Origin of the sequence: Oceanobacillus indicireducens (assembly GCF_014647195.1) — a bacterium.
Taxonomy (GTDB): domain Bacteria; phylum Bacillota; class Bacilli; order Bacillales; family Amphibacillaceae; genus Oceanobacillus; species Oceanobacillus indicireducens.
The window spans coordinates 48,614-64,384 of sequence record NZ_BMOS01000020.1 but is presented as its reverse complement, the minus strand read 5'-3'; the positions used below and the strand labels follow the sequence as shown (position 1 = coordinate 64,384).

Here is a 15,771-nt window from a genome sequence, read left to right as displayed (position 1 = left end):
TTGAACAATTAGCAAGTGTTTTAGATGGAACAATGTGGAGCTTTACACAACTGCCTTATCCCGCTCTTTCCTATGTTTGACAATATCCTCTATAACTGAATCAATCTCAGAGTGATCACGATAAGATTGTACAATCCCCATTTCTACAGAGGATAGTCCCAAAGGTTCTGCCAAGGAATATAATTTTTCAAGTACCTGAAGGATAAATATAAACGGCTTAAAAGGTTTGTCACCATTTTTTGGTTCAACAACTGAGGGAATCTGATAGGCTAATAGTGCTCGAAGCATACATTCCTGTTGTTCTTGAACAGATTCTGCTTCAATCATTCTTAATCCGCTTGGAGTAAGTTCATAAGGCAAACCCGTTAAACCCAATTGAGGATTCTCTTTAACTACTTCATGAATTTTAGGATCCATTTCACCTGATCTTAAGTTCCTTTTAAATTTATGAGTAATAAATCCCAATTGAGAAAAACAAGCTCTCCATTTTCGTCCAAAGAAGTCTGGTTTGGTACCCAATTTTATAACCCCAGCTTTATTGAGTTCGTATGCTAATAAGCTCTCTTGGTTTTTGCCTATGAGATTACCGTTAAGAGTCGGGTTTTTCATGACAATTAAGCCATCCCTTATTCTCACTGGATTTCTAACAGTGGTATTTCCAAAATGCCATGGAGAAGCCATTATTTCTCACCTCATCATTAATATCCAACAAATAAATATTCTTCAACAGTATTTTTATTATTCCCAACTTTATGTCCCTGATTTCCAAAAGAGTATTTATGATTAACAGAAACAACATCAACATTTTTTTTATACTTTGTCATGATTGCTAACATTTCCTCTTTTGTAGGTAATGAATTGGATGAATATGATACTATCAATATGCTATTTTGATGTCGTTCAAATAGCCTATCAAAGGCTTTATATGCACCTTCTAGAGTACTAAATGGAGTAGGGTAATTTTTAAACTTTTTTGTTTTTGTATTCCATTGCATTTCTACGTTTTTCCAGTTCTTTACTAATCCTTCTACAAAATGATATCTCCTAACATATTCATTATCACTCAGAGGGCTGTAATAAGGTGGATCAATATAGACTAAGTCAGCACTCAGTTCTGTTGAGAGTGAATCTTCATTTCGAGAAATATTTTCTTTTCCATTATCAAATACTGCTCCATTAATCGCTTCAACTGCTTCTAAAAATTGTTCTTTTAGTGATAATGTGAGATCTCTCCTTCCATCGTTATAGCGGTTACCAGTATAGGTGAAAATTCCTCTAGGTCTCTTTTTTAAACAGGCACGAACTAACGCTGCTAAAACAAGTGATTGTTTTATATCATTTTCTAACTTATCTAGATTGGCACGAACTAAATCTATAAAGGCATTATCTTCATCATTGAAATATAAACCCTGGAAGGTTGTAGATACAAAGTTATCAGTTAATGTGGTTTCATCAAAAACTATTTCTATGTCTTTTTCATCTAGGACAACATGATTATTTTCCACCAAAGCTTTTGTTATGTTTGAAGAAAAAGACATGTAGTCGTTGCTAAGTACCTGTTTGTTTTGTGTTTTAAACATATAGCTAACTACCCCACTGCCACTAAACAGATCAAGCACACTCTCGAATTTGAATTGTGATGCTATTCCCCATATATAACCTAGTAGCTTTTCTTTACTTCCCATAAACCTAGTTGGAGGAAATTTTTCCATTTCCTTGGAAATTTCTTTTGGCTCTCCTATTATTCTTCTCTTAAATGGTTCAGCCTTTACGAGTACATCTTCCCCTATTCTTTTTGAAGCTTTGCTATTTATATTTCTTTTTGTTTGATGCACACTAATTTCAAATTCTTTATATAATTCATGAACTAATGGGTGGTTTGAATTTGTCAAAAGAACATGACATCCTATATCTCGTAGCCTCTTAACTTCTTCTGCTAAAACTTTCTGATCTTCTTCGTCAAACTGCTCTTTAGTATATCGCTTAAAATCCGAATACTGTGATATAGGGATATACGGAGGATCTAAAAACACAAAATCTCCTGGCTCTGCATATTTACGAAGTACGTCTATATAATCACTATGAATAATCTTTGTACTTTTTAATACTCTACTTGCTGCCCTAAGATTCTCCTCATCACATATTTTAGGGTTTTTATATTTTCCAAACGGGACGTTAAATTGCCCTTTTTTATTTACACGATATAAACCATTATAGCAAGTCCTATTCAAGTATAATGTTCTTGCGGCACTCTCAGTTTTTGTTAGTGTTGTAGGATCTGTTGCTCTGATTGTATAGTAAAATTCCTCTTCATTTTTCATTTCTTTAAGTATATCGATGAGTCCATCAACGTCTTCCGCAATAATTTCATATAAATTTATTATATCTGGATTTGAGTCTGCTATGATCCCGTCCTCCGGTGAGAGTTCAAAAAATAAAGCCCCACCACCTACAAAAGGCTCAATATATTTATTATACTTTTTTGGAGAATTTGGAACTAGTATATCTAGCATTTGGGTCTTACCACCAGCCCATTTTAGAACTGGGCGTGGTTTTATATATTTACTTTCTTCAAATAATTTCTCTTGTCGCATCTTTTAATCATCCTCATATCATTACACTCTTTCTTTATTATAACTGAAGATCAACTTAATCGAAACGGAAACTCTTGTAAGGAGCTTTTATCTTTGGAATGTCGATGGCTGATAATAGAATTAGGATTTAAATTGATGGAATGGAGAGAGATACTGAGGTTTCTCAAACTTAAACATGTGGCTTAACAAAAACCATTATATGTTCATGGGCTATAGGGATGAAATTGTAGCGAGTATATTTTTTACTTTGACCTCTTGTATTGTGCTGGGCTTTTATTAAATGTGCCTCTAATTCCCCGTACCATGTCATGTCCTTAATTATTGAATAATACTTTCCCTTTTTCCTGACATCACCAATGAGAATTACATGTCTACCACCAGTGTTTAAACTTCCATAGACTTTTTTGTTAATTAAATTGAGCTTTTGTATAAATTCTTCATAGTCACGAATGTGTGATAAATCATCTTTATGTGGTTCTTTTCCCCACATATTATCTTTTCCTGAATACTGAATTATGTCCCAATAGGGAGGGTGGCTAAATACGAGGTCTGCACCTTTTGGTAATTCATCCGTTAATAGATTAAAGTTACCAAACCGGTCATTGAGGTCTAGATGGATACTGTTGGTATATCCTAATTCTCTTGCTACATCAAAGCCTGTTCCACTTCCGGCAAAACACTCTAAGAAATTACGTGGTCTGTAGTAATTTAAAATATCCTTAATTAAATAACCAGAGCAATTCCCACGATAACTAAAATTCCCATAATGTCCTCTAGTAGGATAAGACAAAATGCTATTAATGATATTATCACCTCAAAGTTTTTTGAATTTGAAAAATGGAATCTCTAGATGACGGATAGAGAAGAGAAAGAAAATTGTATATTCGAGGATAAGAAGAGATAGCAGGTAAAGAGAATGTTAAGACAATAATATATATTAAGTTAAATATTTGCAAGTTATTTGGCTATTTACGACTGGGTCAACTGGTAGTAATTATTCAACATAGTGCATATTTTTAAAGAGACATCTATCAATGGAAGTGATTATTTCCATGCACAGGAATGGACAGACGAGAACAGTGGAGTTGGTGTTTGGGAAAGAGAATGGATGGTTGGGTTTCGTGTCTTCCCCTGAAAGTAATATAAGTTATTCTTTCATTGAGAAAATAAACCTTTTGATAAATGTCTTTTCTGAAGGACTGGTATGCAAATAGAAGTTGACGCGGAGCAGGTTTCAAGGTTTTGACTACCTTATGGGTTTGTGAAAAAGCAGGTGGTCCTCATCGTTACGTCAGTATAGAGCCTAACCGGGATTCTCTGGATTTAGAACCGACACATTATGATATGAAGCTTACAGAGGAAGAGTTTGATGCTGCCGGTAACCTTTTAGCTGAAACACTTGACCATTTTGATGTACCCAAGCGAGAGAAGGATGAAGTGCTCGATGACTTCATGGCGCATAAACAAGAGGTTATCAGTTGAACAATAAAATAAGTCATCTAAAATTGTTTATTCCTTTACCCCTTTAGAAGAAGAGGGAGGGACTAAACCCAACTTTCCACTAAAGGAGTAGTTTAGGTAAAGAGCGATGTTTAATAATTTGTACCAACGCCCAATATTTATGTGCTGAGTCCATTCTTAGTGAGCCCTCTATCATAAATAAAGAAAAAACGAAACACTTAGCTACTAGCTGAGCTAAGTGTTTCGCAAGTGATTTCAATTAAGTTGCAAACAGGAGACCTTAACCCCTATATTCAAAAACTTACTTATTAAATTACTGTATATCCAATCGCGAGACCTTCTTCGTTTCTTCTCTCTCTTCTAACACCCGATTAAAGTAACCAGTAAATTCCGATTCATCCGAATAACTAACAGTTAAATAATTTTGCGCTCGAGTCATTGCAATATATAACAAGGATGCCTCACGTTCTTTATCTTCTTCCAGCGCGAATGGCATATTGTCTACATTTACAATGAAAACAGCTTGAAAATCGAGCCCTTTACTTGAATCGATTGTACTGATTTTCACTTTACCGTCATCTTTTTCATATTGATGTTTTGTTTCCGAGCTTTCCGTTATCCAGTAATAAGGAATATCGGCATGCTTCAACAGGTAGGCGATCATATCGATATAATTTGTTGTACGGTCCCTCTTGACGCGGTAGAGGATAACCATTTCATCATAAGGAACATTTTTCTCCGTATGCAGCTTTTGCATTATCTTTACAATGAAGTTTATCTCTTCTTTGAAGCTCTTTCTTTTAATAATTGCTGGTTCTGGTCCTTTTCTTAATGTGCTCTTCGGTGCAATGATTTCACCTTCAAATTGTTTTTCTTTTACTTTATTTTTGAGTGCGGAATGATGCTGATAAAAGTCCCAAGCGAACGTTACGATTTGGGAAGTGTTCCGGTAATTGATGTTAAGAATCTTGGATCTCCCTCGAAAATCTAAGCCTGTATCTTGGATATAGCTTCGTTTGCGCTTATAAATATCCTGTGCCCTGTCTTCTACAAGGAGCAACGATTTCGTTTCGGGATTCAATAGATTACTTACAAGCTGTAACCACTCTGGTTCGAAATCTTGTCCCTCGTCAATGAGGATTGCATCATATTGGGGCAGGATAACTTCTTTTTCTTTTACTTTTTGGTTTATGGCAGGAACGATGGATTCTTTCAATTTTAACTCATGAGTCAACCAAGCATGGAAATTGTAAACTTCAATATTATGCCGTTGATTTGGCTGCTCTTCTCCGTCCTCTTCTAAATCAAATATATCCATTTGCTCTTCAAACATAAATGTAAGCATTTGACGGATACTTTGCGCGAGAGAGATATTGTAACAGAGAATAAGAACCTTCCAATCTGGGTGTTCTTTTGCTAGTAACTTTGCCCGACTGACAAGAATTAATGTCTTCCCGCTACCCGCAACTCCGCGGATTAACCTGTTTTTATCTCCGAGTTGTTTTGCTAAATTTTCCTGATGCAGGTCCATTGTTTTAATATCCCGTAATGACAATAGTAATTGATTCTGATGCGGGATGGAATGTTTAAATTCAGCACTAATACGTACTTCAGGGAAAAGGTGATAACGAATAGCATTTACATCTTCATAGGTTAATGCTTCTCTCAGCCGAAATGGAACCGTAAACATATTGCAAATTTTTTCTATTAAAATCTCTTCGTCAAAGTTTTCATGGTCTGGATCAATCTCGTCACGTGTGAGTGATAGCTCAGGTGGGACGACGTGATAAAGATTTTCTTTTATAAAATCTTTCTGATACATTCTTGTAAAAACTGCCCCGTATCCACAAGGGAACTTTAGCCTGTATTTATACTTTCCTTCATGGTTAATTAGGTTTGTATCGCGCTTTAACTGATTGGAGATATGAAACATATTGTTCTTTGCTTGTAAAACTGGATTAATGATCGTTGTTTGTTCACCGTTTGTCGTATGTAGTTCCCACTCATCCTGATTGAGTGAAATTAAAGTAGATTTCAGTATGTCTTTCACTTCAAGTACGATAAGTCCTATATCCGGGGCGATAATGACAAAGTCAGGTCGAACGCCCTTAATATCTGGTTCATAGTACACGATATAATCATCTGGTAAATATCTTTTTAGCGTATGAAACATAATCCGCTCACCAGCCGTTGCTGTGCGCCGTATCGTTTCAGGGACACAAATTGCCATCCTCATCACCCTTTTCTTTTAGTACTATTTTATCATAAACAGGAAGGAGGATATGACAATTTTGTAATTATGTAGTAAAAATGGCTTCACTGTGCGTAAGTGAATAAGGTAAGTGTTTCAGATGTTGATTAAAATCTGTGCCTCTCTAATCGCCTGAACGAACTTTAAGCCAGATTCCTCGGTAGATTAAAACCCTTCTAATCACACGAACAAACTCCAATCTAGCTTTTTCGGTAGATTAAAGCCTCTCTAATCGCCCGAACGAACTCGAATTCAGCTCTTCAAGTGATTAAAGCTCCTCAACTGTTTTTGTCCAGCTTTTAAGCATATGTCAATACAACAATTGTGGTCTTTCTGCTTAAAAATATTGACATACTAGTTTCAAATAAGCAAAATTAACAAGGCACAAATGAAATGTTTTTAATCTTAGAAAGGGTTTTACGAGGAGGTATGTCGTAATGAAAAAAAGTCAAACCACGTTATTATCTATCGTTTTGATTGCCATAATCCTTATTAGTGGCGCTTTTCTTTTGAAAGGTAAAAATAACGACCAGTCAAAGGATGCGTACGTGGAAGAGGAGTCAGAAGAAGAAAATCAAGATGAGACAATTACTTATGAGAATGGAGATTTTGTTTACACCCCTACTAATGAGGAGATTGGGTACGACAGCGAAGAAGCAGTTTTCTATTACGAAAATCTATTGAATCTTTATCTCGTTTCGGAAGTATCGGACGAGCAAGCGGAAGAACTTGCTAATGTAGTGGACGGCCATGTAGTTGGAAAGATACAAGGTTCGGTTAATATGCTTCAGATTCAAGTGGAAGAGGAGTCATTAAAGGAACTAAATCAACTTGTGGATCGCTTGAAGAGTGATGAATTGGTGAAGTATGCAGGTTCGTCAACACCATCATTTGTTTCGGATTTGAGTGGGAATGGCGGGCAGATGGATTCAAGGAAAGTCGATGAAGTTAATCCAGACGGGGTTAATTGGTGGGCTGAAGCAATTAATGCATATTCTGCTTGGTATTATATGGATAATCATAAAGGCGAATTTAAACAGGTGGAAGTTGCTGTGTTAGAAAGTGGGAAATTGGGTAAAAAGGGTAATGATATCGATGACAGTACCATTGACAAAAGTAGCGTTAATATAGTGAAGAATGCAGAAGGTGCAAAGTATAAGAGACATGCAAATTTAGTTACGAAAACAATAGCGGCAGATAAGAATGCTGAAACAATCCGTGGTGTTGCGGAACCAATTGCAGAAATAAAATTTACTAGTATGGGAGATATATCTGAAGATGAAATTGCTGACAATATTGAAGCCAGTATTGGAAGCATGTCTGAAGCGGAACTTATTTGCCATATAAATGATATTCAAGACGGTGGCGATACGAAGGTTTCCGATGTGAAGGTTATTAATAATTCATGGGGTAATCCACCTATGAGTAAGGTAAAGAGGAATAAAGTAGAAAATGGGATTAAAAGATTCTTTCAGGATGATGCTGAACAAGATGACGGATATGACAAATATTTGGACGCACACAAGAATTCAAATGATGAGGTTTCCGTACAACTGATTATAGCCTTAGATGAACTTTTGAAATCTGAAAAAAACGGTGAATTTTTGATAATACAGAGTGCTGGTAACGGTTATAGTCGAACAGACGAAGAGGAATGGGATACGTCCTTAGAAGCAAAGTATACTGGTATATTTACGAATATTAATAAGGTTACATATACCCGAGCGTCCGCTTTGGCAGTAGATGAGTTAGAAGATATCGAGGAATTTTTAAACCATATTATCATTGTAGGAGGAGCCGAACAAACAGAAGATAAGGATGGCTACCAATCACCTGAATGGGCTAGTTATGGCGATGTGATAGATATCGTAGCACCTGCTAGCGAATTATATGACGATCCAAGCAAAGAGGATGAGGAACCGGTACGTGGAACATCTTATGCGGCACCTATGGTATCTGGGGCAGCAGCGCTTGTATGGTCTTATAATCCTGATATGGAAGCAGGTGATGTAAAGGAACTCTTGTTGGATAGTGCAGAAGAGGATGTAAAAGATAACGTGAAGATAGAAGACAGCGAATATAAGAAGCAATCTTATCCAATGTTGAATATGACTGCATTTTTAAAGGAACATCCTCATAATAGCTCAGTGATCGAAACCTATTTGAATGAATATCCTTATTATAACAAGCTGATAGAAACTTATCGTACAGCTATTCGTGAGGAGTGGGAACAGAGTGAATTGGACAAGTTAGATTTAGGGCCTCTCCATTATGAACCTCAGCCCCTTTCATCTGATTATGGGTATGAGTTAAGGGACATAAATGGCGATGGTCTCCCGGAATTAGTGTTAGGTGTTTACCGCGATGATGTAAGAGCAGAGATTTGTGAGATATATGCCTTGCAAGATAAAGAACCCGTTAAGGTCTTTGAAAATGCAATCCGTACGAATATAAACATTTATAAAGATGGAACAATTCGTACGGATTCATCTGTACGTGCCGGTTCTATGATTCAATATATGTTTTATGAGTTAAATGATGATGGAACGAAACAATGGAAAGCTGGGTATGAAAGGGACACGAGTGAGAATCCATCTTATCATAGTTTAACAGATCCTGAAGCAGTTCCTGATGAGTCAATAACAGAAGGAGATGGAAAAAGGATTCGTGAGAAATATAAGGATATCGATATAATCTACCATGCATTTACACCATTTGTATTAGATGAGGAATAAAAATTCTCAAAGGTTGAAAAGGAACTTCATGATGGTAAAATTGGGGATATTGTGGGAGAAAGCTAAAGCAAGTTGGGAGTGTGCAGGAAACATAAACAATCTGTTTGATACGTATTATGAGTAGGAAGATGGACAAAAAATCTAAAATACTGTAATCAATCCGAATTATATCATTGTGTACGGTAATGGAAGGAGGTATGTCATGTCGGGAAGAATCTGGTTAGGTATGCTGTTTCTCTTATTTGGTCTAGGTTTTCTTCTGCATCAAGCGGATATCATTGATTTACCGCAGTTATTCTCTAATTGGTGGCCGTTTATTTTAATCATCATCGGCGTCGTTCAGCTGATCAATCGGAAGCATTCGTCAGCAAGTTCAGGTCTATTGTTCTTATTGGTCGGTCTTTTATTTCTCGTGAATCAATGGTTGAATTTGAATTTAAAAGTTTACATTTGGCCGATTATTTTTATTGCTCTCGGTATTGTCATTCTCTTTACAAGGGTCAAACGAGAAAAAAGCTTCCATACGGAAAGTGATTTAGACACATTCGTGCTATTTTCCGGTGCAGAGATTAATAGTCAATCCCAAACCTTTCAAGGTGGGTCTGTGACGGCAATTATAGGCGGAGCGGAAATAGATCTCCGTGATGCGGTTATTATGGATGGAGCTTCTCTTGATTTAACGACGGTGCTAGGTGGGGTGGAAATGAAGGTTCCAGACAATGTCCAGGTTGAAATATCTGGAATGCCTATCCTTGGTGGTTGGGAGGATAAGACAAGAGTCAGAAGAGAAAAAGAGGAAGTTTCCGTATTAAAAATCAACTGCTTGACGATTCTGGGCGGGGTTGAGATTAGGAATTAAAAAACATAGGAACCATCAAAACTACGAATGAAAGTTATAAAGGTATAGAAATAAAAGGAAGTGGCTTTTTTCAAAAGGGCTTTGATGGCCCCTTTACTGAATCAGCCACTTTTTATTTTGAAAAATAGGGTTCTATCTATTCCTACTATGTTAATTAAGGCGTAATAGGATGAGCCCTATGGTTAGTGCAGCCATTACGCATAGGGTAATAGTGTCACATGTTTTCCATCTGAGTTTACGGAATGATGATCGTTTTATGCCAGATTGATATCCTTTGACTTCCATCACATTCGCCAATTCCTCTGCCCGGTTTAACGAATTTGTAAAGAGCGGGAGAAAGATTGGAACGAGAGTCTTCATTTGTTGGACGAGCGAGCCTTCACCAAATTCAGTTCCCCGGGCTCGTTGGGCGTCCATGACTCTCTGGGTTTCATCTAGAAGGTTGGGGATAAACCGTAATGAAATAGATAACATCAGAGATATTTCATCGACTGGGATGTTGAGCTTTCGTAAAGGGCCTAGCAATGAATCAATTCCATCAGTCAAATCAATTGGTTTCGTTGTTAATGTAATCGCAGTGGAGATGAATATAATCATTACAAACCGGCAAAAGATATAGACCCCATTAATGAGGCCAAATTCTGATATTCTGATTGGACCCCATTCGACATAGATTGTTCCTCCTGCCGTAAATAACATCTGTAGCACCACAGTAAACAGGATGAGCCAGATCAAAGGGCGGACCCCTCTAAAATAAGTGTACAAATGAACCTTTGATAACCGCATGACACCTAATGTAAACAGCCAAAGCAATAGATAAGTTTGCCAATTGTTTGCGATAAATAGGACGATTATAAAGTAAAAACCACTGACAAGCTTTGCCCGCGGGTCCAGTTGGTGAAGAATTGAATCCCCGGGTACATACCTGCCTAACGATAATTTATTCACGCGAGGCCCACCTCCATCAGTGCATCAGCAAGTTCATCAACAGTAAAGCAAATCTGTGGTAGTTCCATGCCCGTTCTTTCTTCAATTTCCAACTGAAATTGATACGCTTCAGGTAGATCAAGATGCCACTTTTTAATCGCTAGACGATCTGAAAAAACGGATCGCAAATCGCCATTCCTTACAATGCGTCCATTTTCCATCACAATGATCTTGTCCGCATAGTGCACAACGTCATCCATATCATGGGTTACGAGGATAGTGGTCAAATTACGCTCCTGGTGCAGTGACTTAATTAACCTCATGATCTCATTTTTTCCTTTTGGGTCCAAGCCGGCACCAGGTTCATCTAGTACGAGAATTTCTGGTTCCATTGCTAGTATTCCTGCAATGGCAACGCGGCGTTTTTGTCCACCGGATAATGAATGTGGAGATTTATTCAAGAGATGAAGGGGGAGTCCGACAAGTTGCATGACTTCTTTTGCAATCTGTTGTGCCTGTTTTAGCGGTACACCGAAGTTTAGTGGACCAAAGCAAATGTCTTTTTCAACCGTTTCAGCAAACAATTGCGCCTCTGGAAATTGAAAGACCATCCCGACTTTTTTTCGAATGTTTTTTAGAGCTTGTTTATTATTCTTTTGTTTAATGATGTCCTGGCCAACTTCAATTTTTCCTGCAGTCGGGAGCAAGAGTCCGTTGATCGTTTTCAGTAAGCTTGATTTTCCAGCACCTGTATGTCCGACGATAGCAGAATACGAACCGGACTCTATTTGTAAATCAATGGATTGTAGAACGAGCGAGTTGCGAATTGGTCCAATTACGTAATCAGCGGAGACTCCTTCCATCTTTATTTCCATAGCCAACACATCACTTCTTCCCGTGACATATAGGATTGCGGTACGTTTGCCCCGCGTTTCGCTAATGCACGTCGAAGTTTTTCACCAAGAGGTGGGGTCAACTCCTTTTCTTGGGTAAAAATTTCCCTTGGTTTACCAATATTCGTAACCTGACCGTTATCTAGGACAACGACTCTATCAGCTGCCTCCACTTCGGTCATATCATGGGTAATGGAAACGACCGTTAAATCGGCGCTCACTTTTAACTCATGGATAGTCTCCAGAAGTTCACGCCTGCTTCTTGGATCAAGCATAACAAAGGCTTCATCTAATATTAATACGTCTGGCTTCATGGCTAAAGCACCTGCGATAGCTACACGCTGCTTCTGTCCCCCGGAGAGATGGGAAGGATCATACAGCCGATATTCAAACATGCCAACCATTTTCAGCGCTTCATAAACTCGTTTTTTCATTTCTTTATAGTCCATATTCAAGTTTTCCAATCCAAAAGCAACATCATCTTGTACAGTTGATCCTATAAATTGATTGTCCGGATTTTGAAAAACGACCCCAATCCGGTTCCTAATTTCCCATTTCGATTTCTCCGTCATCTCCATATCAGCGATAAAAATGGACCCTTGCTGGGGTTCGAGTAGCCCGGTGAGCAATTGGGCAAGTGTTGATTTTCCAGATCCATTGTTGCCGATAATCGCGAACCATTCACCGCGATGAACAGTGAACGATACAGAGAGAAGGGCCTTCGTCTCTGTTCGGAGATCATATCGATAGGTCAAATTGTTTACTTCGATGATCGGTGCCATATTTCATCCCTCCTTGAGCAAGCTTGCGATATCAAGCCGGTATAGCAATCACAATTAACATTAAGATGGCGATAGTCCCATTTACTAAAACTAAGTTCTTTCCGGCGAGTGGGAATGTTTCCGTTTTGCTTTGTTTCTGATTAAACGCAGCAACATGACTGTAAACCGGTTTTATCATTAGAAGTGAAAGCAGAAGTGCTTTTGGCAGGATACCGAGCAATGCTGCTACAGAAATTGCGATAAATGTAACGATGTACAATAGGTTAAACAGCCAAATTGCATATTTTTTACCGATGTAGAAAGGAAGCGTATAACGGTGATTAGCGATATCTTCCTCTAAATCACAAATGTTATTGGCGAGCATTAAATTAGCAATGGTAAGAACGCATGGTAAGGAAACCAGGCCAATTTCTAGTAATAAGAGGATATCAAACTTCAAAAGAAAGGAACTTCCCTGCCAAGAAATATTCGCAATCCCCTTGTCAAAAGCATTGACATATACGGTGAGGAAAAGAATTCCGAAGCCCATTGTGACACCTGAGAACACTTCACCGAGTGGCATACGGGATAAAGGGATCGGACCGAAAGTATAAAAGATGCCGACTGCAAAGCAAAGCATCCCGATGAATAAAACCAATAAATCAGTTTGGGAGACAAGCCAGATCCCAAGTGCTGAGGAAATTGCAAGCATGGAGATGATAGTCGTAATCACAAGCCGCTCGGGAATAGCTGCTTGTCCAATAATATTCCTTTCTTTCCGGTAGCTATCGCTAGTTGCTTTCCGATAGTCCATATATTGATTAATTGCCGTTGCTGTCAAATCAAAAATGAGCATGCTGCTAAAAAATAAAATTGTATTGATATAATCTAAAGTTCCATAACGGTATAATACAAATAAAAGTCCAAGTAGGAAGGGGAATAAACTGGCAATTTTTGTTTTGATTTCTACTAAATTTAAAAATGTGCGGATTGACATGGCTTATCCTCTCCATTCAACTAATTTAAATTGATCATTAGTTAGCTCAAAATTTCCTTTCAAACCGGATGTCGTATATACTTCTTTATCGCGACTGATGAATATTGCTTCGACACCACTCATATTTTCCGCAAAGTATAACCCGTCTTTCAATCCTTTAGTGAATAAAATCGTTGATAACGCATCACCATCTGTAGAAGAATCGGTTATGACGGAAACACCTGCAATATCATTGTCGTATGGGTAGCCGGTTTTTGGATTTAATAAGTGATGATAGATTTGTCCATCTACTTCCAATTTCCGTTCATAAATACCGGAAGTCACAACCGTTTTATCCTTTTGTTTGATAACTCCGACGGTTTCACCTCGTGCTTGAAAAGGATCCTGAATGCCAATCGTCCATGTATCCCCCGATTGGGGACTATCTCCTAAAACATAAATGTTTCCACCAAGATCAATAACTGCTGAAGATACATCATGTTCTTTTAATGTTTTCGCAATTTGATCCGTTATAAAACCTTTCGCAATGGAGCCTAAGTCTAGCCGCATCTGATCCTGCATGAGAAACACTGTTCTCTCCTGTTCATCAAGTTGAACAGATTGATAGTTGATTAGCGGTAATACTTGATCAATTTCAGATTGATCTGGTTTTCTTGCATCCGGAAAACCGATGCGCCAAAGATTTGTCAATGGACCAACCGTAATATCAAATGAGCCATCTGCTAATTTTGAATAACGTTTCCCTTCCTTTATAAGGTCATAGGTCGTTTTTGGAACTTCAACTGGTGCTGACCCGGCAAGTTGATTAATTTCATCGATAACAGAACCTTCCTCGTTGGAAGAAAGCTCATCGGCTAACTGCTCAATTTGGTTAAAAACCGGTTCAAGCACGTCCCCTTTGTCTTCATCGTAAATTTTGACGCTTACGACTGTTCCCATTAGAAAATCCGTCTTACTATGCGGCTCTACTGTCACGCCTTCTGTTTCGGCTGACACGCCGCACCCGACAAGCAGTATGAGTAAACTAACCCAAAACCATTTAAAGTGTTTCATCATTCCTCACCACTTTCCATTAAACTTGAGGAGGGAAATTAGAAGCTAAATCGTTTTTCTAATTTCCCATCAAGTAACTTATATGTTCTCTTTATTCTTCCGCATAAACGATATTGTCAATTTCGATTGGTGTTGTGTCCCCTTTTTGGGCTGCATTGATTAATTGTGCAGCGTACATTTGGAAAGACTTGCTTGAAGATGTCGCACCAGAAACAACCTCTACGGCATTAGCATCTTGTGTCTCAACAAGTGCCTCGTTCAATTCAGGAATAAAATCTTGAGGGCCTGTGCCGGAAATATCCGCCATTTGTTCTTGGTACTCATCATCATCGATTTTTAACTCTCCATCTTCATTGAGATAAACAAAATCGGATTCAGTGATTTTTCCGTCCTCAACTGTAATGGTAAGTTCCGTTCTCCAGCCGGTTTGGTCAATGTTTTTCTCTGAAAGACTGTATTCACCATCGACAAGCTCATTTGTATTTTCAATTTCGATTGGTGTTGTGTCACCAGACTGTGCTGCTTGGATCAACTGTTGAGCATAGTTGATGAATGTATGAGATGAACTTGTTGCACCAGTAACTACTTCCACTTCTGAAGCATTTTGATTGGCCACGAGAGTATCATTCAGTTCAGGGATGAAATCTTGAGGGCCTGTACCGGACTCTTCCGCCATCATTTCCTGGTATTCCTCATCCTCTGTCTTTAACTCACCGTCTTCATTTTCATAATTAAAATCTGAAGAAGTGATTTCTCCATCTTCTACTGTCATTTCCATAACGACTTTCCAGCCAGTTTCCCCTATTTCAGTTTCATATAATGAATAGGTCCCGTCTTGTAGAGGTGCTCCTGCTACGACTTCTTTAGCTACCGTTTCTTCTGTTTCCTCAGTAGTTGCGTCCTGATCTGCCTCATTATCTTTACTTGGTGTATCCTCCCCTCCGCAAGCAGCTAATGAGAAGGTTAATGCAAACCCTAAAACTGATACGCCTATGAAATTTTTCCACTTCATCTGAATCATCCTTTACTTATTTTATTGTGAATAGAATCACATGTTCACCCTTATATTAGCATGCGAATGTTGTAATGTAAACTATTTTTGTAAGGAAGAATGATTAACCTTAATCAGTATTATATTAACATTTACAACGTACCAATGGTAAAAAATATGATAAATGACTATTGTGTGAACGCTATAGACAAGAAAAAATTATTGCGTTATATTGTGAATGGGTGAACA

Annotated in this window: 13 protein-coding genes; 3 read left to right on the top strand and 10 right to left on the bottom strand. The window is 38.0% G+C overall.

Features of this window, described 5'->3' with window-relative positions; genetic code table 11:
* Positions 1 to 42 precede the first annotated feature (42 nt).
* The 3 genes from IEX94_RS13305 to IEX94_RS13295 all read right to left on the bottom strand — a co-directional run bounded on the left by IEX94_RS13305 (position 43) and on the right by IEX94_RS13295 (position 3,384).
* The gene (locus tag IEX94_RS13305; protein ID WP_188858148.1) at positions 43 to 681 is read right to left on the bottom strand and encodes an AlwI family type II restriction endonuclease; all 639 of its coding nucleotides are present in this window, start codon (positions 679 to 681) and stop codon (positions 43 to 45) included.
* 17 nt (positions 682 to 698) lie between these two features.
* Positions 699 to 2,594, bottom strand: a complete 1,896-nt coding sequence (locus IEX94_RS13300) for a Dam family site-specific DNA-(adenine-N6)-methyltransferase (RefSeq protein ID WP_188858144.1) — start codon at positions 2,592 to 2,594, stop codon at positions 699 to 701.
* 169 nt (positions 2,595 to 2,763) lie between these two features.
* Positions 2,764 to 3,384: a DNA modification methylase gene (locus tag IEX94_RS13295; protein WP_229782720.1), complete on the bottom strand. Its 621-nt coding sequence runs from the start codon at positions 3,382 to 3,384 to the stop codon at positions 2,764 to 2,766.
* A gap of 452 nt (positions 3,385 to 3,836) precedes the next feature.
* Between IEX94_RS13295 and IEX94_RS13290 the strand changes: the two genes are divergently transcribed.
* Positions 3,837 to 4,076: a globin family protein gene (locus IEX94_RS13290; RefSeq protein ID WP_188858141.1), complete on the top strand. Its 240-nt coding sequence runs from the start codon at positions 3,837 to 3,839 to the stop codon at positions 4,074 to 4,076.
* Positions 4,077 to 4,368: 292 nt separating this feature from the next.
* Here the strand turns inward: IEX94_RS13290 and IEX94_RS13285 are convergent, their stop codons facing one another.
* On the bottom strand, positions 4,369 to 6,285 hold the full coding sequence (locus tag IEX94_RS13285; protein ID WP_188858138.1) for a 3'-5' exonuclease: 1,917 nt from the start codon (positions 6,283 to 6,285) through the stop codon (positions 4,369 to 4,371).
* A 458-nt stretch (positions 6,286 to 6,743) separates the two neighbouring features.
* Here IEX94_RS13285 and IEX94_RS13280 point away from each other — a divergent pair, with 458 nt between their 5' ends.
* Complete coding sequence (locus IEX94_RS13280; RefSeq protein WP_188858135.1) at positions 6,744 to 9,041, top strand: S8 family serine peptidase; 2,298 nt, start codon at positions 6,744 to 6,746, stop codon at positions 9,039 to 9,041.
* A 202-nt stretch (positions 9,042 to 9,243) separates the two neighbouring features.
* Positions 9,244 to 9,900: a LiaF transmembrane domain-containing protein gene (locus IEX94_RS13275; RefSeq protein ID WP_188858133.1), complete on the top strand. Its 657-nt coding sequence runs from the start codon at positions 9,244 to 9,246 to the stop codon at positions 9,898 to 9,900.
* Between the two features lie 150 nt (positions 9,901 to 10,050).
* Here IEX94_RS13275 and IEX94_RS13270 read toward each other — a convergent pair whose 3' ends face one another.
* The 6 genes from IEX94_RS13270 to pplA form a co-directional block, all read right to left on the bottom strand.
* Positions 10,051 to 10,848 (bottom strand): energy-coupling factor transporter transmembrane component T family protein, encoded by a 798-nt coding sequence (locus tag IEX94_RS13270; protein ID WP_188858130.1) that lies wholly within the window; start codon positions 10,846 to 10,848, stop codon positions 10,051 to 10,053.
* Positions 10,845 to 11,702 (bottom strand): energy-coupling factor transporter ATPase, encoded by an 858-nt coding sequence (locus tag IEX94_RS13265; RefSeq protein ID WP_188858128.1) that lies wholly within the window; start codon positions 11,700 to 11,702, stop codon positions 10,845 to 10,847. The genes IEX94_RS13270 and IEX94_RS13265 overlap by 4 nt, the downstream gene beginning before the upstream one ends.
* Positions 11,693 to 12,502, bottom strand: a complete 810-nt coding sequence (locus IEX94_RS13260; protein WP_188858125.1) for an energy-coupling factor transporter ATPase — start codon at positions 12,500 to 12,502, stop codon at positions 11,693 to 11,695. Before IEX94_RS13260 ends, IEX94_RS13265 begins: the two co-directional genes overlap by 10 nt.
* Positions 12,503 to 12,533: 31 nt before the next feature.
* Positions 12,534 to 13,478 (bottom strand): 1,4-dihydroxy-2-naphthoate polyprenyltransferase, encoded by a 945-nt coding sequence (gene menA, locus IEX94_RS13255; protein ID WP_188858122.1) that lies wholly within the window; start codon positions 13,476 to 13,478, stop codon positions 12,534 to 12,536.
* A gap of 3 nt (positions 13,479 to 13,481) precedes the next feature.
* Positions 13,482 to 14,531, bottom strand: coding sequence for an FAD:protein FMN transferase (locus IEX94_RS13250; protein ID WP_373290837.1), 1,050 nt, complete (start codon positions 14,529 to 14,531; stop codon positions 13,482 to 13,484).
* Between the two features lie 91 nt (positions 14,532 to 14,622).
* Positions 14,623 to 15,543 carry an extracellular electron transfer flavoprotein PplA gene (pplA, locus tag IEX94_RS13245; protein ID WP_188858117.1) on the bottom strand — a complete coding sequence of 307 codons (921 nt, stop codon included), beginning with the start codon at positions 15,541 to 15,543 and terminating at the stop codon, positions 14,623 to 14,625.
* Positions 15,544 to 15,771 lie beyond the last annotated feature (228 nt).